The sequence below is a fragment of the Salmonella sp. A29-2 genome (genome assembly GCF_020150755.1).
Lineage (GTDB): Bacteria > Pseudomonadota > Gammaproteobacteria > Enterobacterales > Enterobacteriaceae > Salmonella > Salmonella enterica.
Genome location: NZ_CP083731.1, coordinates 2,455,358 through 2,476,194, shown reverse-complemented (window position 1 = coordinate 2,476,194; position 20,837 = coordinate 2,455,358). Strand labels below are relative to the sequence as shown.

General features: G+C 53.3%; 20 protein-coding genes. 6 read left to right on the top strand and 14 right to left on the bottom strand.

The genetic code is table 11. From position 1 onward, the window contains the following. Window positions 1-151: 151 nt before the first annotated feature. Window positions 152-1,186 (bottom strand): AI-2E family transporter, encoded by a 1,035-nt coding sequence (locus tag K8W53_RS12075; protein WP_001118267.1) that lies wholly within the window; start codon window positions 1,184-1,186, stop codon window positions 152-154. 417 nt (window positions 1,187-1,603) lie between these two features. On the opposite strand from K8W53_RS12075, the gene mdtJ reads away from it, so the two are divergent. Next, window positions 1,604-1,966, top strand: a complete 363-nt coding sequence (mdtJ, locus tag K8W53_RS12070; RefSeq protein WP_000500278.1) for a multidrug/spermidine efflux SMR transporter subunit MdtJ — start codon at window positions 1,604-1,606, stop codon at window positions 1,964-1,966. Further along, a complete protein-coding gene (mdtI, locus tag K8W53_RS12065) occupies window positions 1,953-2,282 on the top strand; it encodes a multidrug/spermidine efflux SMR transporter subunit MdtI (protein ID WP_001183821.1) in 330 nt (109 codons plus the stop codon). The genes mdtJ and mdtI overlap by 14 nt, the downstream gene beginning before the upstream one ends. 39 nt (window positions 2,283-2,321) lie before the next feature. Here the strand turns inward: mdtI and K8W53_RS12060 are convergent, their stop codons facing one another. Together K8W53_RS12060 and asr are read right to left on the bottom strand one after the other, a co-directional pair. Continuing rightward, entirely contained in the window at window positions 2,322-3,143 is an 822-nt protein-coding gene (locus K8W53_RS12060; RefSeq protein ID WP_000549642.1) for a trypsin-like serine peptidase, read from the bottom strand. A 268-nt stretch (window positions 3,144-3,411) separates the two neighbouring features. Beyond that, window positions 3,412-3,663, bottom strand: coding sequence for an acid resistance repetitive basic protein Asr (gene asr, locus K8W53_RS12055; RefSeq protein ID WP_052939363.1), 252 nt, complete (start codon window positions 3,661-3,663; stop codon window positions 3,412-3,414). Between the two features lie 235 nt (window positions 3,664-3,898). On the opposite strand from asr, the gene K8W53_RS12050 reads away from it, so the two are divergent. Then, window positions 3,899-3,991, top strand: a complete 93-nt coding sequence (locus K8W53_RS12050; protein ID WP_001068154.1) for a KPN_01571 family protein — start codon at window positions 3,899-3,901, stop codon at window positions 3,989-3,991. 66 nt (window positions 3,992-4,057) lie between these two features. Here the strand turns inward: K8W53_RS12050 and K8W53_RS12045 are convergent, their stop codons facing one another. Next, window positions 4,058-5,311: an MFS transporter gene (locus tag K8W53_RS12045; protein ID WP_000091796.1), complete on the bottom strand. Its 1,254-nt coding sequence runs from the start codon at window positions 5,309-5,311 to the stop codon at window positions 4,058-4,060. A 119-nt stretch (window positions 5,312-5,430) separates the two neighbouring features. Between K8W53_RS12045 and K8W53_RS12040 the strand changes: the two genes are divergently transcribed. From K8W53_RS12040 to bioD, 3 genes are all read left to right on the top strand, one after another. Beyond that, a complete protein-coding gene (locus tag K8W53_RS12040) occupies window positions 5,431-6,330 on the top strand; it encodes a LysR family transcriptional regulator (protein ID WP_001019577.1) in 900 nt (299 codons plus the stop codon). A gap of 127 nt (window positions 6,331-6,457) precedes the next feature. After that, the gene (gene mlc, locus K8W53_RS12035; RefSeq protein WP_000225093.1) at window positions 6,458-7,678 is read left to right on the top strand and encodes a sugar metabolism global transcriptional regulator Mlc; all 1,221 of its coding nucleotides are present in this window, start codon (window positions 6,458-6,460) and stop codon (window positions 7,676-7,678) included. Window positions 7,679-7,803: 125 nt separating this feature from the next. After that, window positions 7,804-8,499, top strand: a complete 696-nt coding sequence (gene bioD / locus K8W53_RS12030) for a dethiobiotin synthase (protein WP_000919206.1) — start codon at window positions 7,804-7,806, stop codon at window positions 8,497-8,499. On the opposite strand, the gene clcB is transcribed toward bioD, so the two are convergent. The 10 genes from clcB to ynfE all read right to left on the bottom strand — a co-directional run bounded on the left by clcB (window position 8,455) and on the right by ynfE (window position 20,746). After that, window positions 8,455-9,744, bottom strand: coding sequence for a voltage-gated ClC-type chloride channel ClcB (clcB, locus tag K8W53_RS12025; RefSeq protein ID WP_023224951.1), 1,290 nt, complete (start codon window positions 9,742-9,744; stop codon window positions 8,455-8,457). The genes bioD and clcB overlap by 45 nt on opposite strands. Before the next feature lie 135 nt (window positions 9,745-9,879). Then, window positions 9,880-11,028 carry an osmoprotectant ABC transporter ATP-binding protein OsmV gene (gene osmV / locus K8W53_RS12020; RefSeq protein ID WP_000593092.1) on the bottom strand — a complete coding sequence of 383 codons (1,149 nt, stop codon included), beginning with the start codon at window positions 11,026-11,028 and terminating at the stop codon, window positions 9,880-9,882. After that, complete coding sequence (osmW, locus tag K8W53_RS12015) at window positions 11,028-11,675, bottom strand: osmoprotectant ABC transporter permease OsmW (RefSeq protein ID WP_000379677.1); 648 nt, start codon at window positions 11,673-11,675, stop codon at window positions 11,028-11,030. Before osmW ends, osmV begins: the two co-directional genes overlap by 1 nt. A gap of 9 nt (window positions 11,676-11,684) precedes the next feature. Then, on the bottom strand, window positions 11,685-12,587 hold the full coding sequence (gene osmX, locus K8W53_RS12010; RefSeq protein ID WP_001211193.1) for an osmoprotectant ABC transporter substrate-binding protein OsmX: 903 nt from the start codon (window positions 12,585-12,587) through the stop codon (window positions 11,685-11,687). Between the two features lie 28 nt (window positions 12,588-12,615). Continuing rightward, window positions 12,616-13,326 carry an osmoprotectant ABC transporter permease OsmY gene (gene osmY, locus K8W53_RS12005; RefSeq protein ID WP_000557304.1) on the bottom strand — a complete coding sequence of 237 codons (711 nt, stop codon included), beginning with the start codon at window positions 13,324-13,326 and terminating at the stop codon, window positions 12,616-12,618. Window positions 13,327-13,630: 304 nt separating this feature from the next. Further along, the gene (gene dmsD / locus K8W53_RS12000; RefSeq protein ID WP_000206565.1) at window positions 13,631-14,245 is read right to left on the bottom strand and encodes a Tat proofreading chaperone DmsD; all 615 of its coding nucleotides are present in this window, start codon (window positions 14,243-14,245) and stop codon (window positions 13,631-13,633) included. 42 nt (window positions 14,246-14,287) lie between these two features. Continuing rightward, complete coding sequence (locus K8W53_RS11995) at window positions 14,288-15,145, bottom strand: dimethyl sulfoxide reductase anchor subunit family protein (RefSeq protein ID WP_023224952.1); 858 nt, start codon at window positions 15,143-15,145, stop codon at window positions 14,288-14,290. A 1-nt stretch (window position 15,146) separates the two neighbouring features. Next, window positions 15,147-15,764 (bottom strand): dimethylsulfoxide reductase iron-sulfur subunit DmsB, encoded by a 618-nt coding sequence (dmsB, locus tag K8W53_RS11990; protein ID WP_052939364.1) that lies wholly within the window; start codon window positions 15,762-15,764, stop codon window positions 15,147-15,149. Between the two features lie 10 nt (window positions 15,765-15,774). Beyond that, window positions 15,775-18,210: a selenate/tellurate reductase subunit YnfF gene (ynfF, locus tag K8W53_RS11985; RefSeq protein WP_023220677.1), complete on the bottom strand. Its 2,436-nt coding sequence runs from the start codon at window positions 18,208-18,210 to the stop codon at window positions 15,775-15,777. A gap of 97 nt (window positions 18,211-18,307) precedes the next feature. After that, on the bottom strand, window positions 18,308-20,746 hold the full coding sequence (gene ynfE, locus K8W53_RS11980; protein WP_048348846.1) for a selenate/tellurate reductase subunit YnfE: 2,439 nt from the start codon (window positions 20,744-20,746) through the stop codon (window positions 18,308-18,310). Between the last annotated feature and the right edge of the window lie 91 nt (window positions 20,747-20,837).

Sequence of the window (20,837 nt, the reverse complement as noted above, 5' to 3'; positions counted from 1 at the left end):
TTCGGAGGCCGTTTTTATACACTTCATCCTTTAAGCTGCCTCTTTGTTGGCTGCGCTCAGAAACTCCGGTCACATCGTTATCTATGCTCCAGGGGATTTCTTCCCTTGCCGCCGCGATGCATCTTGAATGATTTTGTGTATGTATTGCATTTTATCTTTTGTTTAAATCGCTAAGCAGAACGGCGATACTCTGCCCGCCGGTGGTCTGTTCGAGGGCGATTTTGACAATGATGGTTAACGGAACGGAGAGCAACATGCCCACCGGACCTAATAGCCAGCCCCAGAAAATTAACGACAAAAATACCACTAAGGTTGAAAGGCCTAAACCACGTCCCATAATTCGTGGCTCAAGGATATTGCCGAAGACCAGATTAATCAGCAGATAGCCTGCCAGCACCAGCAGCGCATCATAAAACCCGTTAAATACCAGCACCTGAATAATGGGCGGCAGGGCAGCGAGCACCGATCCAATATTAGGGATATAGTTCAGCGCGAAGGCCAGTAGACCCCAGACAAAGGCGAAGCGGACATCCAGTGCGGCCAGCATGCCCCATGCGACCAGCCCCGTCACGATACTGATCGCTGTTTTTAACACCAGATAATGGGAAACGCTATCAAGCGCGCGTTGAATTGCCGCCATGCCTTCCGCCGGACGGCTCATCATCTGCTGCAGTTTTTCAGGCAATTGTGGAACCTCCAGCAGCATAAATACCACGGTCAATAACAATAAAAAGATGGACGACATGGCATTGGACAGTTGGGTGAGCAGGTTCGTTACCAGAGTCATGGCGGCGTTTGGATCGATATATTTCGCCAGCTCATCAACCGACACGCCAATGCCTGCTCGCTGTAACCACGGTTCAATACGTTGCAACGGTATCACCAATGAGGAGCGATATTGCGGTAGGGTACGAGCCAGTTCATTTAATGATGTCCCCAAATAGGCCAGTAGCAGTACCATTAACATAACAATAATCACAATGAGCAATGATACGGCGATAACGCGCGGAATTCGGCATCGGGTCATCCGTTGCACAACGGGATTGAGAACGACTGCAATAAATAACGCCAAAATAAAGGGAACAATGATATCTGCGGCGAAGCGGATACCGCTCAGAATAACTACCAGCATTCCCAGCATAATGACGATTTTTAGACCATTGAGCGTGATGATCGGTTTTGCCATATCAGTCCCTGTTTTCTGATGCCGACACGAATAATAATGTGATGTCGGTCGACCTGTTCTGGTTAAAATCAAACACTTCAGGTAAAGAAGTGAAAATATTTTGAGTTAATTCCTGGCTTATGATACAAATCAGGCGTGTTCAACTACCGAGGACAATTATCATCCGCGATGACGAGAAGCAACACTGCGGATAATTGTAATATTATGGACAATATGTTCAGCGCTTTTTTCTCCACGCAAACGCATCTTCACTCTACCTCCTTTTTCCTGCTTATCGGCGAGCAGCACTGGCGTAACGCACTTTAGTCTCTCACTTCTGCCTGAGCTGGCGCAACGCGCTGTGCTAACTGATTTTATTTTTTAGTTTGCTGCGTGCAGCAGACTCGAAAGAGTATATTCTCATGCAGGAGAAGTGTCATGTTTTACTGGATTTTATTAGCTCTGGCTATCGCGACTGAAATTACCGGCACGCTCTCAATGAAATGGGCTAGCGTGGGTAATGGCAATGCGGGTTTTATTTTAATGCTGGTGATGATCACGCTGTCATATATATTTCTTTCTTTTGCGGTAAAAAAGATTGCCCTGGGTGTAGCGTATGCCTTATGGGAAGGGATCGGCATTTTATTTATTACCATTTTTAGCGTGCTGCTATTTGATGAAGCATTATCAACCATGAAGATTGCCGGCTTGCTGACGCTGGTCGCCGGCATCGTATTGATCAAATCAGGGACGCGTAAACCCGGCAAACCGGTGAAGGAGGCGACTCGTGCAACAATTTGAATGGATACACGGCGCCTGGCTTGGGTTGGCAATAATGCTGGAAATCGCGGCTAACGTACTGTTGAAATTTTCGGACGGCTTTCGCCGTAAATGCTATGGCATCTTATCGCTTGCCGCTGTTCTGGCCGCCTTCAGCGCGCTTTCCCAGGCGGTAAAAGGGATAGACCTGTCGGTGGCGTATGCGTTATGGGGCGGTTTTGGTATTGCCGCCACGCTGGCGGCGGGCTGGGTGCTCTTCGGCCAGCGCTTAAACCCCAAAGGCTGGGTTGGCGTGATATTGCTGCTCGCCGGAATGGTCATGATCAAATTTGCCTGAGACGATCGCTGCCTGTCGGTTCAGGCAGCGATTCCCGCATTAATCCTGCGCCAGAGCTTTCAGCTTATCGCGAAAGCCGGTGACGGATATAGCGCGGTTATCGGCGCGCCAGCGATCTTTAGCCGCAGGGGCGGAGCTTTGTACGCCAATGAGCTGCCATCCGCTATCCGTGTGCAATAAGAGCGGCGAGCCGCTGTCGCCAGGTAACGTGTCGCACTGGTGTGAGAGTACGGCATTCTGCGCCCAGCCGGTCACGACGCAATCCTGATGGGAATAGAGCGCATTCAGATGATCTTCCGGATAACCGGACTGCGTGACTTTTCGGTCTGCGGCTTTCAACGCCGCAGTGAGCGCCGCTTTATCGCCGGTAAATAAAGGCACTGGCGTGATACCGGAAGGTGGGTAGCGCAATATTACCAGACCAAAATCCCAGCTTGCCGCGGCAGGCGGCACAATCCAGCCATCGCCATCCGCTTTCAGACGTCGGCCCAGCGACGGTTCAACGCGGCCTTCAATGCCGTGGATTTCATAGCGCCATACTCCTTTTCGCGCCACAAAACGCAGCGCAACCGCTTTGTCTGGTTTTCCTTTCGGAGGCGTTAGCAGGCAGTGACCTGCTGTCAGGGCGATATGCGGGGAGATAAGCGTTGCCGTACACAAATTACCGCTGGCGGTCTCTAGTTGCCCGATGGCATCCCACGGCGATTGGGTAGGATCGGCGACGGGCACCCGATCGTCATGGTTAAAAAAAAGCGTTTTAACGTCGCTGGCATCCGTGGCGTCTGTTTCAGCCCCCCCGGCTTTCGCCATAACCGGTAAAAAACACACTATGCCCAGTAATACAGCAATGGTTTTATGCATATCACACTCTGGTGGGTAATTATGATTATTAACAACAAACCCTCAGTACTACTATAGACGTGACGGTAAGAAAGTGGGAGTAAAATCAGATAACTACACTCAGGAAAGATAGAAATGCGTGGCAATAACGGCGCATAAAATAAGCACGATAAGAATGAGCTCAAAGCGGTAGCGAGACACTTTTTTGCCCTCCCGGAAGGCGGCGCTAAACCAGAACAATTTAGCGCCGTAAAAACGGGCGCGGGGGCGCGCCGCAGCATGTTACGACTTACGCAGCCGGCTGTGAAGTTGTTTTTGACACAGATTTGGCCGGGGTTTTTTTGCCATCTTTTTTCTGGTGTTTTTTAGCCGCCTGCGCTTTTTGCTCAACGGTTTTTTTATGCTGTTTTTTGTGGTGCTGGGTGGTCTGGGTTGTTTTGGCAGGCGCTGCGTTTTTCGCAGGCGTTGCAGTCTCAGCCGCGAATGCTGCGGAAGAGAGACCCATTGCAGCGGCAACAACCAGAGCTAATACTTTTTTCATTTTGATACCCTCGATTTGGTTTTCATTCAACCCCACTGCGGGGCCGGTGAAATGACTATATCGCTGTTATCAAAAGGCTTCCGTGAGTGATTGGTTTCGGCATGTAACGCTATGTACAATCCCCCGGTAACGTGATGTCAGCCCCCACCATAATAGGTAGCTTTACGTTACCGTCCGTTATTTTTGGCCGCAGAGTCGGTAATATCCGCCCTCCAGAATAACAGGCACACCGTATATGAATCCGATAATCTGGGTGGTATTTACGCTTCTGGCGCTGGATGCAATCAGAGAAGTTATGGGCGTATCAAGCCTGACAGGTCTATGGTGAACAGTGAGTCGTGGCGTGAAACCAGCCCGGCGATAGCGCACGTTGCTATCGCCGGATTATTTCTTTTCAGGCGTGAAGACGGTGATGTAACCGCGTCCCGACCAGGATGGCCAGCACCAGCATTAGCGCGATAAAACCGCCTACGCCGTTCCAGCCGTAACTATGCCAGAATACGCCGCCTAGCGTCCCGGCGATACTGGACCCCAGATAATAGCTGAAAAGATAAAGTGACGAGGCCTGTCCCTTCGCCCGGCGCGCACGCGGGCCAATCCAACTACTGGCCACGGAGTGCGCGGCGAAAAAGCCGGCGGAAAAAAGCAGCATCCCGGCAAAAATCAGCCAAAGCGAGGTAAAAAGCGTCAGTAAAAGCCCGCCCAGCATTACTGCGGTAGAGAACAGCATCACCGGCCCCCGGCCATAGCGTGAGGTCATTGCGCCAGCTTTCGGCGAGCTCCATGTGCCGGTGAGATAGGCTACGGATAACAGTCCGACCACGGCCTGGCTTAATTCCCAGGGGGAGAGCATCAGGCGATAGCCAATGTAGTTAAACAGGGTGACGAACGCGCCCATCAGTAAAAAACCTTCCGCAAACAGCAGAGGTAACCCCCGATCGCGCCAGTGGAGACGGAAATTAATAAATAGCGTTTTAGGCCGTAGTGACGTGGGACGAAAATGTTGCGAGGCGGGTAAAATCTTCCAGAACATCAGCGCGGACGCCAGCGCAAAGCATCCGATGGCCGCCAGCGCGATGCGCCAGTTAAAAAAGTCGGTCATGACACCGCTTAATAAACGTCCGCTCATTCCGCCGATGGAATTACCGCTAATGTAGAGCCCCATAGAGAAAGCGACAAAGCTGGGATGGATTTCTTCACTCAGGTAGGTCATTCCCACCGCGGCGACGCCGCTTAACGACAGACCGATCAGCGCACGCATAATCAGAATACCATGCCAGCTGGTCATCATGGTTGATAACAATGTGCAGCAGGAAGCTAATAACAACGCGGTGACCATCACCGGTTTACGGCCTATCGCATCAGAAAGCGGGCCGGTAAAAAGTAAGCCGATAGCCAGCATGGCGGTAGAAATAGAAAGTGAAACGCTGCTGCTGGCGGGGGAGACGCCAAACTCCTGGGAAAGTACCGGTAGTATAGGCTGAACGCAATAAAGGAGCGCGAAAGTCGCCAGGCCCGCGGAAAAAAGGGCCAGCGTGACGCGCATGAAAGGCGCTGTACCGCGTTTAATAAATTGAACCGGCTGAGAATGGCGTTGTTCATCGATATCGCTCGCCGTGGCGTCATCGAGAATAGTTGTACGACTCACGTTAAATCCTTGCTTTACATCTCCGTCAACAGGAGACGGGTATAACCGACATGTAAAGCATAGAAAAAGCAAAATATTCTGTCTAATATATTAATTGTCTCAAATAAGACGTTAAAAATATGAATATCGAATTACGTCATTTACGTTACTTTGTGGCGGTAGCAGAAGAGCTGCATTTTGGTCGCGCCGCCGCGCGCCTCAATATCTCGCAGCCGCCGCTCAGTCAGCAGATACAAATTCTGGAGCAGCAGGTCGGCGCGCGATTACTGGCGCGGACCAACCGCAGCGTAGCGTTAACCGCCGCCGGGCGACAGTTTCTGGTGGATAGCCGACACATCCTGAGTCTGGTAAACGACGCCGCCGCTCGCGCCGAGCGGTTGCATCAGGGCGAAGCGGGTGAAATCCGTATTGGCTTTACGTCTTCAGCGCCTTTTATTCGGGCGGTATCGCATACCTTTTCGCTGTTCCGCCAGTCCTATCCGGGAGTGCATATGCAAACGCGTGAAATGAATACGCGTGAGCAAATCGCGCCGCTCAACGAAGGCGTACTGGATATTGGCTTACTGCGGAATACGCCGCTGCCCGACACACTTAATCGTGAGGTAATTTTGCATGAGCCGCTTATGGCCATGATCCCGCGCGAACATCGGCTGGCGCAAAAGCCGGTCGTCAGTCTGACAGAACTGGCGGAAGAACCTTTCGTTTTTTTCGATCCGCATGTCGGGACGGGCCTCTACGACGATATTCTCGGCCTGATGCGGCGCTATAACCTGTCGCCGACCATCACGCAGGAGGTTGGCGAGGCAATGACCATTATCGGTCTGGTGGCGGCGGGGCTGGGCGTCTCGATTCTGCCGGCATCCTTTAAGCGTGTACAGATGAGCGAGATGCGCTGGGTTCCCCTGGCGGAAGAGGACGCCGTATCTGAAATGTGGCTGGTATGGCCAAAGCATCATGAACAGAGTCATGCCGTACAGCGGTTTTGCCAACTGCTATTACTGGCTGCCCGACGGGATTAATTACGCCTAAAAAGGGTGAAAATGTGCAGTTAATCACACGGCTAAGCAAAAAGTTGACGGCGAGTATTGAAGTGTTTCACCATAGCACACAGATTATTTCGGAGCGCGAAAATAAAGGGAGTGAGCGGTGGTTGCTGATAGTCAGCCTGGGCATATCGATCAAATTAAGCAGACCAATGCTGGCGCAGTGTATCGCCTGATTGATCAGCTCGGACCGGTATCGCGAATTGACCTGTCTCGTCTGGCGCAGTTGGCGCCTGCCAGTATTACGAAAATTGTTCGCGAAATGCTGGAAGCGCATTTGGTTCAGGAACTTGAAATTAAAGAGGCGGGCAGTCGCGGACGTCCCGCCGTCGGGCTGATGGTGGAAACGGAAGCCTGGCACTATTTATCTATTCGTATTAGCCGTGGCGAAATTTTCCTTGCGCTGCGCGATCTTAGCAGCAAACTGGTGGTAGAAGAGTGTTTGCCGCTGCCGTTAAACGAAGCCACGCCGTTGCTTGAGCGAATTATTACGCACGTTGATCGGTTTTTTACCCGCCATCAGCAGAAACTGGAGCGTCTGACCTCTATTGCCATTACGTTACCGGGCATTATCGATACCGAAAACGGCGTTGTGCACCGGATGCCGTATTACGAAGATGTCAAAGAGATGCCTTTGGGAGATGCGCTGGAGCGGCACACTGGCGTACCGGTTTACATTCAGCATGATATTAGCGCCTGGACGATGGCAGAGGCGCTTTTTGGCGCCTCACGCGGCGCGCGCGACGTTATCCAGGTGGTGATTGATCATAATGTGGGGGCGGGCGTTATCACCGACGGTCATTTGCTTCATGCGGGCAGTAGCAGTCTGGTAGAGATTGGGCATACCCAGGTCGATCCTTATGGTAAGCGCTGTTATTGCGGTAATCATGGCTGTCTGGAGACCATCGCCAGCGTCGATAGCGTGCTGGAACTTACGCAGCTTCGGCTTAATCAGTCGATGAGTTCAATGTTGCACGGCCAGCCGTTAACGGTAGATTCACTGTGTCAGGCGGCGATGCAGGGAGATCTATTAGCAAAAGATATTATTAGCGGCGTTGGCGCGCATGTCGGACGCATTCTGGCTATCATGGTGAATTTATTTAATCCGCAAAAAATTCTTATTGGTTCGCCGCTAAGTAAAGCGGCTGATATCCTTTTTCCGGCCATTGCTGACAGTATCCGTCAGCAGGCGCTGCCCGCCTACAGTAGGAATACGGTAGTGGAAAGCACGCAGTTTACCAACCAGGGCACGATGGCCGGGGCGGCGTTGGTAAAAGACGCGATGTATAACGGCTCTTTGTTGATTCGTCTATTACAGGGTTAACATTTTTTAACTGTTGTACAAAAATTTGCGCTAACTCAAGCTGATTGCCCTTGCCATATCTTAGACTTTCTCCACTGTATTATTTTCCTGGCTTATATTTTCGAAGCATAACGGTGGAGTTAGTGATGCTGAAGCGTTTCTTTATTACAGGTACAGACACTTCTGTTGGGAAGACGGTGGTTTCCCGCGCATTACTACAAGCGTTAGCGTCGGGTGGTAAGAGCGTTGCAGGGTATAAACCTGTCGCTAAAGGGAGCAAAGAGACTGCAGAAGGGATGCGCAACAAAGACGCTCTGGTATTGCAAAGCGTCTCTTCGCTGGAGTTGCCGTATGAGGCGATTAATCCGATCGCGTTAAGCGAAGAAGAAAGCAGCGTCGCGCATAGCTGTCCTATAAATTACACCTTGCTGTCCAACGGTCTGGCGAGCCTGAGCGATAAAGTGGACCACGTTGTTGTGGAGGGCACTGGCGGCTGGCGTAGTTTGATGAATGATTTACGCCCATTGTCCGAATGGGTGGTACAGGAACAGTTACCGGTATTGATGGTGGTAGGGATTCAGGAGGGGTGCATTAATCATGCGCTACTGACTGCGCAAGCTGTCGCTAATGATGGACTGCCCTTAATTGGCTGGGTGGCGAATCGTATCAATCCTGGCCTGGCGCATTATGCTGAAATTATTGATGTGCTTGGGAAAAAACTGCCAGCGCCGCTGATTGGCGAGTTACCGTACCTGCCGCGCGCCGAGCAGCGTGAGCTGGGGCAGTATATTCGTTTGTCAATGCTCGGCAGCGTGCTGGCGGTAGATAGAATCATGGCGTAACGTTCGCGAGAGCACTGACGCGACTACACAGGCAATCAGCAGACCGGGGAGTAACTGATACTCGCCGGTCATTTCACAAATCATCAGGGTGGACATTATCGGCGCATGGGTTGTCGCCGCCAGTAGCGTCGCCATACCCGCCAGCCCCAATAAAATCGCTATTTCATCCGAGCCTGGCAGCCAGAATCCCCATATCCGACCCAGAAACATTCCAATGGATAATCCGACAAATAATGTTGGCGTAAAGACGCCGCCCGGCGCGCCAGACCCGCTGCTGGCGAGCACCGCCAGGATTTTGCACGCAAAAATTCCGCCAATCAGCGAGAATAGCGGTGGGGAGAGCAGAAATGATTGTACGACGCTATAGCCGTTTCCCCATACCGTGGGCGTGAGTAACGACAGTAATCCGACAATAAGCCCGCCCAACGCCAGTTGCCAGGGCGGGGACAGTTTTAAACGTAAGAAACTATTATGGCTGGCCGTCATCAGCCACATCAGCAATGGGCCGCACAGACCGGCGACCAGGCCGGTACTGACTATCATGACGTACTCCCGCGCGTGGAGATCAACGGTCAGATGTACGGTATAGAGTAGTGAATCGTTACCGTTTAATACATGGGTGGTTAGCAGGGCGACGACGGCGGAAACGACAACCGGGCCGAGGGAAGCCAGCATTAAGGTACCGAACAGGATCTCCGCGATAAACAGGCTGCCCGCCAGCGGCGCATGGTAAGCGCCCGCCATGCCCGCAGCGGCGCCGCTGGCGATCCATAATTTCCATTCCTCACGCGGCGTGAAGCGTCGGGCAAAGCTGGATGCCGCCAGCGCGGCGAGGAGGATCATTGCGCCTTCGCGACCAATTGCGCTGCCGCTGACCACGACCAGCAGCGAGGCCAGCGATTTCACCAGACTGGCGCCAACGTCAAATTGCCCGTCGGTTTGCAATGCTTCCATATAGTCAGTGGGCGCATGGGGGCGCTGTTGGTTCATTTTTTGCCACCCCCACAGCAACAGACCAGCGGCCAGGCCGCCAAGCGCTGGCGTAATCAGCCGTCGCCAGGGCGAAAGCCCCTCAGCCGCATTCACCAGACTGCCGGTGTCATTACTCAGGAAAATCCACTCCAGCAATTGCATCGCATGACGGAAGGCGGCGACAGCCAGCGCCGCGAGAATACCGATGAGCGTAGCGATCAGCAGGCGACGAAACATCGCGCGCAGATCCGGGTAAGCGTGTAAACGATGCATGAGCGGGTAAACAGGGAGTTTCAGGATAGCCTATTCTGCGGGGAAATGGCGTCAGACGCAAAAGCACTATGTGCGATATAATATTGCGTACAATAATGATATTGCCGGATAGCGAGAGGCCATCCGGCGGTAGCGTTAGCTGTTTTCGTGAATATTTAGCGCCCGACGCGTGCGGCCTGAGCTGAGATAATCGGCGATGTAATCCTGAGAGATTTCACCGTTATAGCGTCCGTCTTCATCAACGATCGGCATCCAGCTGGTATTACTTTCGTACAATCTGGACAGCACAATACGCAGGTTATCTTCCGCTTTGCCCGTAATACGGAAAGGATGGGTGATATCGGCGCAGATTCCGCTGGCGTTCCGCGCTTCCCGGCGCTTCACAAATCCCAGTGGCTTACCGTCGTTGTCAATGACGGTAATGGCGCGAATATCGTGATCATCCATAATGCCGAACGCCTCGCTTAACGGCGTGGAAGGCCGCGCGGTAATGGTTGGCTGTTGGTCGGTCACATCGCCTGCGGAGACCAGCAGCAAACGCTTTAACGTTCTGTCCTGACCGACAAACGACCCGACAAACTCGTTAGCCGGTTTGGCCAGCAGTTCATCAGGACTGGCGCACTGTACAATTCGCCCCTGACGGAACACGGCGATACGGTCGCCGAGTTTTAGCGCTTCGTCGATATCATGGCTGACCAGCATCACAGTCTTTTTTAGCTTACGCTGCATATCCAGAAACTGGTTCTGGATCACTTCGCGGTTAATGGGGTCCACCGCGCCGAAGGGCTCATCCATCAGCAGTACCGGCGGATCGGCGGCCAGAGCGCGGATCACGCCAATGCGCTGCTGCTGTCCCCCGGACATCTCCTTTGGATAGCGATGCAGAAATTTTCTGGCATCCAGCGCCACCATGTCCATCAACTCTTCGGCGCGTTGCTTGCAGCGTGCTTTGTCCCAACCCAACATGCGCGGCACAACGGTAATATTTTCTTCAATCGTCATATTAGGAAACAGGCCGATTTGTTGGATAACATACCCAATATTGCGGCGTAGCGTTACCGTATCCATATCGTTGGTATTCTCGCCGTTGATAAGAATATTACCGCTGCTGGGCGCGATCAGCCGGTTGATCATCTTTAACGTGGTGGTTTTGCCGCAGCCGGAGGGACCGAGTAAGACGCACATTTCGCCTTCCGGCACGTTCAGGTTGACGTTGTCGACGGCTTTTAGCGGCTGACCCTTTTTCTGTACAAATTGTTTGGTGAGATTTTCCAGTTTTATCATTATCGTATCCCCTTAGGTGTCAGTACGACTTGCAGACGATGCAACAGCCAGTCAAGTACAATTGCCAGTAGACAGATCATCAGCGCGCCGGCAATTAACATGCGAATATCGCTGCCGCTAATGCCGTTTAACAGTAGCAGTCCCAGACCGCCGGCGCCGATCACCGCGGCAATCGCCATTACGCCGATATTCATCACTACCGCGGTGCGGATACCCCCGAAAATAACCGGTAGGGCCATTGGGATTTCGACCCAGCGCAGCCGTTGCCAGAAAGTCATACCGATGCCGCGTCCCGCTTCACGCAGACCGGGCGGCAAACTATCAAGCGCAGTATGGGTATTACGGACAATCGGCAGTAAAGAGTAGAGAAAAACGGCCGTCACAGCGGGCAGAACGCCAATACCATGCCCGATCAGCGAAAAGAGCGGGATCATTAATCCAAACAGCGCGATAGACGGAATGGTAAGAAGTAGCGTGGCGGCGCCCAATACCGGCGTTGCCAGCCATTTGTGGCGTACAATCAAAACGCCTAACGGTACGCCGATGATAATCGCCAGACCGACGGCCAGCGCGACCAGCCAGAGATGCTGAAAGGTAAGGCTGGCGAGATAGCCTGCGTTATCCAGCATATAATGTATCGTATCCATAGGCGCTCCTTACAGCAGACCTTTGTCCTGCAAAAATTGATGGGCTACCTGTTGCGGCGTGCGATGCTCGATATCGACCTGGGCGTTTAGAGTCGATATCACATCGTTATTGAGCAGGCCGGAAAGGGTGTTTAAGGCGTCATCAAGGCCAGGATTGGCTTCCAGCACCTCTTTACGCACCACGGGTGTGACAGCGTAACTTGGAAAGAAGCCTTTATCATCTTCCAGCACTTTCAGATCAAACCCTTTCACCCGTCCGTCGGTGGTATAGACCAGCCCGGCGTCAACCAGCCCATCCCGAACGGCGTTATAGACCAGCCCTGGGTCCATCTGTCGTATTTGCGGGCGATCGAGCTGCATCTGGTAGGCTTGCTGAAGGGGCTTCATCCCGTCGCTGCGCCCGGCAAATTCCAGATCGAGGCCGAGCATCCAGTTGTGGTCAGGATCGTTCTGCCGGACCTGTTCGATTTTTGCCACCATTTGCGAGATGGTGGTGATATTTTCCGACTCGGCGCGTTTGCGCTGCATCGCGAACGCGTAAGTATTGTTCATGTCAGCCGGTTTGAGCCATACCAGGCCCAGCTTCGCATCCAGGCGTTTTACCGTGTCGTAGGTTTCCTGTGGACTCATGCGCTTATCGATACGGTTGAAAATAATCAGCGATGTACCGGTGTATTCCCAGGTAATATCAATTTGTTTATTCACCATCGCATTACGTGAAATCACCGCGGCGATATTGGTTTGCGGCTGAACCTGAAAGCCTTTCTTCTGCAAATACTGAACGGTCATAGCGGAAAGAATATGCTGTTCGGTAAAGCTTTTGGTGGCGAGAACCAGCGGCGCGGCCTGCGTCTGGCTACTGAACAACAGCGTTGCGGCAAGCCATCCCAACAGGTGTTTTTTGAATCTCATTTAACGCTCCTTATTGTTATTTATGCGTTCAGACGGTATGAGGGCTAAGGCGTCGCCCAAACCAGGCAAGCAGAGTGTCAAGAATCAGCGCGAATAATGCCGTGGCCGTTGCGCCGAGGATCAACGTCGGAAAATCGTTGAGATAAATCCCCGGGAAAATCAGCTCGCCGTAGCTGCTGGCGCCGATCAGAAAGGCCAGCGGCGCGGTGCCGACATTGATGGCGGTCGCGATGCGAATACCGGACAGCATCACTGGCCACGCATTAGGTAGCTCTACCTGGCGAAGCCGCTGCCATTTTGTCATCCCAATCCCGTTCGCCGCTTCAATCAGTGAGGCGGGGACGGAACAGAGGCCTGCATAGGTATTGCGGACGATAGGCAGAAGGGAGGCCAGAAATAGCGCGACAATGGCGGGCGTATCGCCGATCCCGATAATCACCATCGCTAAGGCCAGAACGGCCAGCGGCGGCAAGGTATTACCAACATTAAAGATTTGCATGACATATTCAGCAAATCCTTTTGCCGCAGGTCGGCTGAGTAAAATCCCACTCGGGATACCGACCAGTAAAGCAAAAAACATGGACGTAAAGACCAGCATCAAATGCCGTTGTCCGAGATACAGCAGATCGACCTGACGCGCTTTCAGCGTCTCCAGACCGATTCCCCAGATAAACAGCGCCAGTAACAGCAAAATGACGATAGTGAACCCAAGTACGCGTTTTAGGGTGAGGGTGTGCATTGCGGTGTGTCTCCCTGTTTGCATGTGTTATGGCGACGTTAAGAGTCGCGTGTTGTTATGCCATGTTCCGGCAGGGTACTTTGAGCTATAGCAACAGGTTGGGAAGGATTCCAGCGGAGCGTGATGTTTAACACTGTTAAACATCTATTAACAATTATGTTTTGCCCTTATGCGGCTTCGCGTGAACATTCACGATAAAGAATTATCTTAAAAATAGAAACGTAGTGTGACGTTGTCACTTTTTGTAGATAAAAATAGGCCGCAATGGGAGAAAAGGCAGGTAAAATCCTGCCTTTTGTGGGGATTAACGGAATAACGGTTTTACAGCGACGGGAATAATGAGTTGAGCTTGCCATTGCGCCAGCGTCAGACGCGCCAGTTGCCCCAACGCCTGATAAAACGGATGCCCGGCATGATCGATAAATACGTCCAGAAAGCGGGACGACCACGGAAACAGATGCCAGGCCAGGAGTTGTTCGCATTCATGATGACGATCATTCTCGGCAAGCCAGGCCGCCAGCAGCAACAGCGACCCAAAATGATCTTCTGGCTCGTTTTGTTGCATTTCAAACTGAATCCCGTTTTCGCGCATCCACTGACGTAGCGCCAATGTAGAATCGCCAAATAATACGCTCTCACGATCCAGCCAGACGGAACCCCACGGCGGAGACGGCAGAGCGTAAGGGCCGATAAACAGACGCTGCCAGGCCTGTGGCAACGACTCTTCGCTGTGGGTCTTAAACATAGCCGCCACAGGCGCAAGCGCCTCGGCATCAAGCGGCCACTGCGCCTGCCAGTCGTCGGTTAATAGCGCCTGAACCAGAGGAGCGGTTTCGTGGCTTTCCGGCGAATAATAAAACAACGCGCCGAGAACACGCGCCGTTACTGCAAAATCATCACGTTGTAAAAAAGTGGTCATTCAAACAATCCCGAAAGGTGCGGGTCGCCCCGCACGCATAAATTAACCTGCGACGGCCATACCTATGGTCATATGCAGGCCATAAAAAAGTCCGCGGCCAATAATTTCGCCTGCCAGCACCAGCACGACACCGAGCAGCAAACCAACGGTATGCGGTTCGCGGCGACGGATTAGCGGACATAGCCAGCAGCCTAATCCGGCAGCAAGCAAGACAATGCGCCAGACCTGTAGCATACCGTAATCCGGTGCGAGATGGCTGGCCTGTTGCACGGAACTGTGAATGGTTGAGAGAGACAGCCCTTGTAGTACGATGACCGCCACGCACACCACCAACGCCAGGCCGCTAATACTGGCAAACGTCACGCTGCAAAATGGGACGCGCGCGATGCGTAGCAGTAACGCCGCAAACACCGGGCCGCACAGGAATGCCGTGAGGAAAAAGGCCAGCGTGGTGTAGCCATTATACCAGGTTGGCACGGTATCTATCTGATAAACGAGCGTCATTGCCCAGATGAATGCAACGCCGAGCGCCATACTGACCAGCAGCCACACTTTACCCAGCGCCGGGGGCATTTTACCGAGTACCGCCACCAGCCACCAGATGCCGCCTACGGCAAAGAACACCGATCCTGCGGCGATTTCATTACTCAGAGCGGAAGCGCCTACGCGGTTAAGCGAGTTAAACGCGCGCATCGGCGAGCCGAGATGCATAATCGACGCGAGGAATCCCAGTCCCATCACCAGCCACAGAAAAAACATGCTGCGCACGATGCGCTGACGGGCGATGGTATCGTCTTTTGCCGTCAGCCAGCCCAGTCCGCTAACGATTAACGCGCCGACCACGCACTGACCAAAGACCGTGAAGATCATCAACGGCCATTCATGCCATCCACTTCCCATCTTATACCTCCTTCGGATTGGCCAGATAACCGGTGGTGTCCCCGGTCGGGCGGCTGTTGGCGTTGGGTTTAATCACAATATTCGGCTTCGTGAAATGCGCGCGCGGCAGCGGCGCGACGGCAGCCAGCTCACCGTGTTTTTTACGCAGTTCGTCTATCGGGCCAAAATCCAGCGCCCGCAGCGGGCAGGACTCCACGCAAATCGGTTTCTTGCCTTCCGCCACCCGGTCATAACAGCCATCGCACTTGGTCATATGACCTTTGGCCGCGTTGTACTGCGGCGCGCCGTACGGGCAGGCCATGTGGCAATAGCGGCAACCGATACAGACCTCTTCATTCACCACCACAAAACCGTCATCGCGCTTGTGCATCGCGCCGCTCGGGCAGACTTTGGTACAGGCCGGGTCTTCGCAGTGGTTGCACGAAATGGAGAGATAGTAGGCAAAGACGTTCTGGTGCCAGACGCCGTTATCTTCCTGCCAGTCGCCGCCTGCGTATTCATATATCCGCCGGAAACTGACGTCGGGAGTGAGATCTTTGTAGTCCTTGCAGGCCAGTTCGCAGGTTTTGCAACCGGTGCAACAACTGGAATCAATAAAAAATCCATACTGGGTTGTCATCGGTTACTCCTTACGCCTTTTCAACCTGAACAAGATTACTGTGTGACGGATTACCTTTCGCCAGTGGGGAAGGCCGGTGCGACGTCAGAATGTTAATGGAGCCGCCGCGATCGATTTTGTCGCCAAACATGTCGGCATTTAACCAGGCGCCCTGGCCGATAGCGGTGACGCCAGGCAATATGCGCGGCGTGACTTTTGCCGGAATGAGCATCTCTCCGTTCTGGTTAAAGACCCGCACGGTGTCGCCGTGCTGAATGCCGCGTGCTTGCGCATCAATCGGGTTGATCCAGATCTCCTGCGGACATGCCTGTTGCAGGACGTCGATATTGCCGTAGCTGGAGTGGGTACGCGCTTTATAGTGGAAGCCGGTTAGCTGTAGCGGGTAGCGCTGACGAAGCGGATCGTCCCAACCGTCAAAGCCTGGCGTATAGGCGGGTAAAGGATGGATAATCTCATCTTTCTTCAGCTCCCATGTGTCGGCGAGGGTTGCCAGACGCTCGGAATAGATTTCGATTTTACCGGACGGCGTTTTCAGTGGGTTGGCGGCAGGGTCTTCGCGGAAGGCGCGGAAAGCGACGTAGTGCTCCTCCGGGCATTTTTTCTTGAAAATCCCTGTCTGTTTCATCTCTTCGTAATCCGGCATTTCCGGGTTACGCGCTTTGGTTTTTGCGTGCAGGTATTTGACCCACTCATGCTGCGTGCGGCCTTCTGTGAAGGTCTGGTATACGTCCGGACCAAGCCGTTTAGCCACTTCACTGAGCGTCCAGTAAATGGGCTTTCTTTCAAATTTCGGCGAGGTGGCGGGCTGACCAAGAATGACATAGCCCATATTGCCTGCGGATTCGTGGGAAATCAGATCTTCCTGCTCGGTCGGCATTAAATCAGGCAGCAGAATGTCGCAATATTTTGCCGACGCGGTCATAAAGTGCTCGATGCCGACGATCATTTCACATTTACTGTCGTCCTGAAGCACCTCGTGGGTGTGGGCGATGTCGCCATGCTGATTGATCAGCGTATTACTGGCGTAGCACCACAAAAATTTGATCGGCACGTCGAGCTTGTCTTTTCCCCGCACGCCGTCGCGCGTGGCGGTCATTTCCGCGCCATGATCGATAGCGTCGGTCCAGGTAAAGACCGAAATCTGGGTTTTTACCGGGTTCTCCAGCATAGAAAACCATTCGACGCCCAGATCCCAGGTGCCTTCGCGCACGCCGGAATTACCGCCATTTATGCCGACGTTACCGGTGAGTACAGACAGCATGGCGATTGCGCGTGCGGTCTGCTCCCCGTTAGAGTGGCGTTGCGGTCCCCAGCCCTGGCAAATGTAAGCCGGTTTCGCCGAGCCGATTTCCCGCGCCAGTTGAATGATTTTTTCCGCCGGAATACTGGTAATCTGCGCGGCCCATTGCGGCGTTTTAGCAATACCGTCTTCGCCCTGACCCAAAATATAGGCTTTATAGTGCGCGTTACGCGGGGCCGAGGCGGGCAGAGTAGTTTCGTCGTAGCCGATGCAGTATTTATCCAGAAACGGTTTATCAATAAGATCTTCGGTAATCAGCACCCAGGCGATTGCCGCCGCCAGCGCGCCATCGGTACCTGGGCGAATCGGCAGCCACTCGTCTTCGCGGCCGGCGGCAGTGTCGTTATAACGCGGGTCAATCACGATCATCCGGGCGTTGGAGCGTTCGCGCGCCTGTTCGACATAGTATGTCACGCCGCCGCCGCTCATACGTGTTTCCGCGGGGTTATTGCCAAACATCACCACCAGTTTTGTATTGGCGATATCATCCGGACTGTTGCCGTCGTTGCCGCCGAACATATAGCTCATGGCCGCGCTGATTTGGGCGGTGCTGTAGCTACCGTAACGGCTGAGATAGCCGCCGCAGGCGTTCATCAGGCGATACGGTACGTTAGAATTGGTAATATTGCCGCCGTCCACGCCGGTACCGTAAAGGACATGTACCGCTTCGTTGCCGTAGTCCTTGAGGATACGTTTCAGGTTATCGCCGATGGTATCCAACGCTTCATCCCAACTGATACGTTCGAATTTGCCTTCTCCTCGTTTACCAACGCGTTTCATCGGATATTTCAGGCGATCGGGATGATTCATCCGGCGACGAATAGAACGACCGCGCAGGCAGGCGCGTACCTGATGGTTGCCATATTCATCGTTGCCCGTGGTATCCGACTCAACCCAATATACGGTGTCATCTTTTACGTGCAGGCGTAGCAGACAGCGGCTGCCGCAGTTAACGGTACATGAACTCCAGACCGCTTTTTCTGCCACATTGCCAGATGCGAGGCCTGCTGCGGCGTGGGCGATGCGGGAGAATGGAAGGGTGAAAGCGCTACTGGCAAGCGCAAGGCTACCGATAGCGGAGGTTTTTACCAGGCTTCGTCGGCTGATACTGGCCGCCATTAATGCCTCAGGGTTGGTGATTTTCATAACAGCTCACTATGCTCATCCAAAAAGAGTTTTAAATGTCGTTGTGTTCGCAAAACGGGGAGCTCCGGGCGCGTAAAAACGTCCCGGAGCAGGCGGCTTAGATTTTTTCGATTTCCACCAGATTTGTATGTTGAGGATTCCCTTTTGCCAGGGGGGAAGGACGCAGCGTCGTGAGCGTATTGATGCAGGCGCCGTGGTCAATTTTATCGCCAGCCATATCCGCATTATGCCATGCGCCCTGACCCATCGCGCTGACGCCCGGCAGAATACGCGGCGTGACTTTGGCGGGTAGACGCACCTCTCCACGATCGTTAAAGACGCGAACCCTGTCGCCATTCGCGATACCGCGTTTTTGCGCATCGAGCGGATTTATCCACACCTCCTGGCGACAGGCGGCCTGCAGAACATCAATATTGCCGTAGCTTGAATGGGTACGGGATTTATAGTGAAAGCCAAACAGCTGTAGCGGGAAGGTGCTCCGTTTCGGATCGTCCCATCCTTCAAAAGTAGGGGTATAAATCGGCAGTGGGCTTATCACGTCGCCTTCCGCCAGCTCCCAGGTACTGGCGATGTGAGCGAGTTTGCTTGAGTAGATTTCGATTTTACCGGACGGCGTTTTTAACGGATTGGCCTGCGGATCTTCACGAAATTTTTTATAGGCGACAAAATGGCCGTTGGGATCTTTACGTTTATAGATGCCCATTTTTTTTAGATCGTCATACGCGGGCAATGCCGGATCTCTTGCCTGCATTTTGGCGTACAGATATTGCAGCCATTGCGCCTGGGTACGGCCTTCGGTAAACCGCTGATACACATCGTCGCCGAGGCGTCTGGCGATTTCGCTGAGTACCCAGTAGATGGGCTTGCGTTCAAACTTAGGCGTCGTCGCCGGTTGGATAAAAATCAGATATCCCATATTGCCGGCGTAATCATTGGGGATGATATCTTCCTGTTCGACGGTCATGAGATCCGGCAGTAAAATATCGGCGTACTTCGCGGAAGAGGTCATAAAATTGTCGATGACCACAATCATTTCGCATTTTGCTTCATCCTGAAGAATTTCATGGGTTTTATTAATATCCGAATGCTGATTAATCAGGGTGTTGCCAGCGTAGTTCCATAGAAATTTGATCGGGACATCCAGCTTATCTTTGCCGCGTACGCCGTCGCGCAGGGCGGTCATTTCCGGGCCGCGCGCAATGGCGTCCGTCCAGCTAAAGCAGGAGATGGCGGTTTTAACGGGATTCTCCAGGACCGGCAGACGTTCAATGGTAATGGTGTAAGTGGATTCGCGTGCGCCGCTATTACCGCCATGAATGCCGACGTTGCCGGTCAGAATCGGTAACATGGCGATGGCGCGAGCGGTTTGTTCGCCGTTCGCCTGACGCTGCGGTCCCCAACCCTGACAGATGTAGGCCGGCTTGACGCTACCTATCTCGCGCGCCAGTTTGATAATCCGATCGGCGGGGATGCCGGTAATGTGTGACGCCCACTGCGGCGTTTTGGCGATACCGTCCTCGCCCTGGCCCAAAATATAAGCCTTATAATGGCCATTGGGGGGCGCGTCAGCCGGAAGGGTCTTTTCATCGTAGCCGATGCAATAGTTGTCGAGAAAAGGCTGGTCAACGAGATTTTCGTTAATCAATACCCAGGCAATTCCCGCCACCAGCGCGGCGTCGGTGCCGGGGCGAATAGGTATCCACTCGTCTTCACGTCCGGCAGCGGTATCGGTATAGCGCGGATCTATCACGATCATGCGCGCATTTGAGCGTTCACGCGCTTGCTCCAGAAACCAGGTAATGCCGCCGCCGCTCATGCGTGTTTCAGCCGGATTATTGCCGAACATGACCACCAGTTTACTGTTTTCGATATCAGATGTGCTGTTGCCGTCGTTGGAACCATAGGTGTAGGGCATGGCGCAAGAAATTTGCGCGGTACTGTATGAGCCGTATTGATTCAACGAACCGCCGTAGCAGTTCATCAAACGCTTCACCGGCGAGGCGGCAGGCGACGAGCGGGTTATGTTGCCGCCTACGATGCCGGATGAATAGTGGATATAAACGGCTTCATTGCCGTAGGTCTCTACGGTCTTTTTCAGGCTGGCGCTAATGGTGTCCAGCGCTTCCTGCCAGCTAATGCGTTCAAATTTGCCTTCGCCGCGGCGGCCAACGCGTTTCATGGGATAGTTAAGGCGATCCGGATGGTTAATACGCCGACGGATTGAACGGCCCCGCAGGCAGGCGCGAACCTGATGATTGCCGTAGACATCGTCGCCAGTGTTATCAGTTTCAACCCACCAGACTTCATTATCTTTTACATGCAGACGCAGGGCGCAGCGACTGCCGCAGTTGACCGAACAGGCGCCCCAGACGATTTTATCTTCTTCGTTGCGCATGGCCTGCTGCACCGCCGCGGCCGCGGTACGCATCCCAAACGGTAAAGATACGCCTCCGGCAGCCAGCGCCAGTGAGCCAAGCGCCGCTGATTTCACTAACGTCCTGCGGCTAACGCCTGTTTGTTGCTTTTCTCCGGGCATCACTCACTCCATTGTCGTTATTATTTCGCTATATATTGATAACTATAACGAAATTATTAACATGCTAATGATGTAATGAGTTTACCCCTTT

Bases quoted from the DNA above. Each gene is read 5' to 3' on its own strand.
- ynfE (WP_048348846.1), bottom strand. From the start codon at position 20,746: ATGCCCGGAGAAAAGCAACAAACAGGCGTTAGCCGCAGGACGTTAGTG.
- clcB (WP_023224951.1), bottom strand. From the start codon at position 9,744: ATGCATCGTTTACACGCTTACCCGGATCTGCGCGCGATGTTTCGTCGC.
- dmsB (WP_052939364.1), bottom strand. From the start codon at position 15,764: ATGACAACCCAGTATGGATTTTTTATTGATTCCAGTTGTTGCACCGGT.
- mdtJ (WP_000500278.1), top strand. From the start codon at position 1,604: ATGTTTTACTGGATTTTATTAGCTCTGGCTATCGCGACTGAAATTACC.
- K8W53_RS12040 (WP_001019577.1), top strand. From the start codon at position 5,431: ATGAATATCGAATTACGTCATTTACGTTACTTTGTGGCGGTAGCAGAA.
- dmsD (WP_000206565.1), bottom strand. From the start codon at position 14,245: ATGACCACTTTTTTACAACGTGATGATTTTGCAGTAACGGCGCGTGTT.
- K8W53_RS12050 (WP_001068154.1), top strand. From the start codon at position 3,899: ATGAATCCGATAATCTGGGTGGTATTTACGCTTCTGGCGCTGGATGCA.
- asr (WP_052939363.1), bottom strand. From the start codon at position 3,663: ATGAAAAAAGTATTAGCTCTGGTTGTTGCCGCTGCAATGGGTCTCTCT.
- K8W53_RS11995 (WP_023224952.1), bottom strand. From the start codon at position 15,145: ATGGGAAGTGGATGGCATGAATGGCCGTTGATGATCTTCACGGTCTTT.
- K8W53_RS12075 (WP_001118267.1), bottom strand. From the start codon at position 1,186: ATGGCAAAACCGATCATCACGCTCAATGGTCTAAAAATCGTCATTATG.
- osmY (WP_000557304.1), bottom strand. From the start codon at position 13,326: ATGCACACCCTCACCCTAAAACGCGTACTTGGGTTCACTATCGTCATT.
- osmX (WP_001211193.1), bottom strand. From the start codon at position 12,587: ATGAGATTCAAAAAACACCTGTTGGGATGGCTTGCCGCAACGCTGTTG.
- ynfF (WP_023220677.1), bottom strand. From the start codon at position 18,210: ATGAAAATCACCAACCCTGAGGCATTAATGGCGGCCAGTATCAGCCGA.
- osmW (WP_000379677.1), bottom strand. From the start codon at position 11,675: ATGGATACGATACATTATATGCTGGATAACGCAGGCTATCTCGCCAGC.
- K8W53_RS12060 (WP_000549642.1), bottom strand. From the start codon at position 3,143: ATGCATAAAACCATTGCTGTATTACTGGGCATAGTGTGTTTTTTACCG.
- bioD (WP_000919206.1), top strand. From the start codon at position 7,804: ATGCTGAAGCGTTTCTTTATTACAGGTACAGACACTTCTGTTGGGAAG.
- osmV (WP_000593092.1), bottom strand. From the start codon at position 11,028: ATGATAAAACTGGAAAATCTCACCAAACAATTTGTACAGAAAAAGGGT.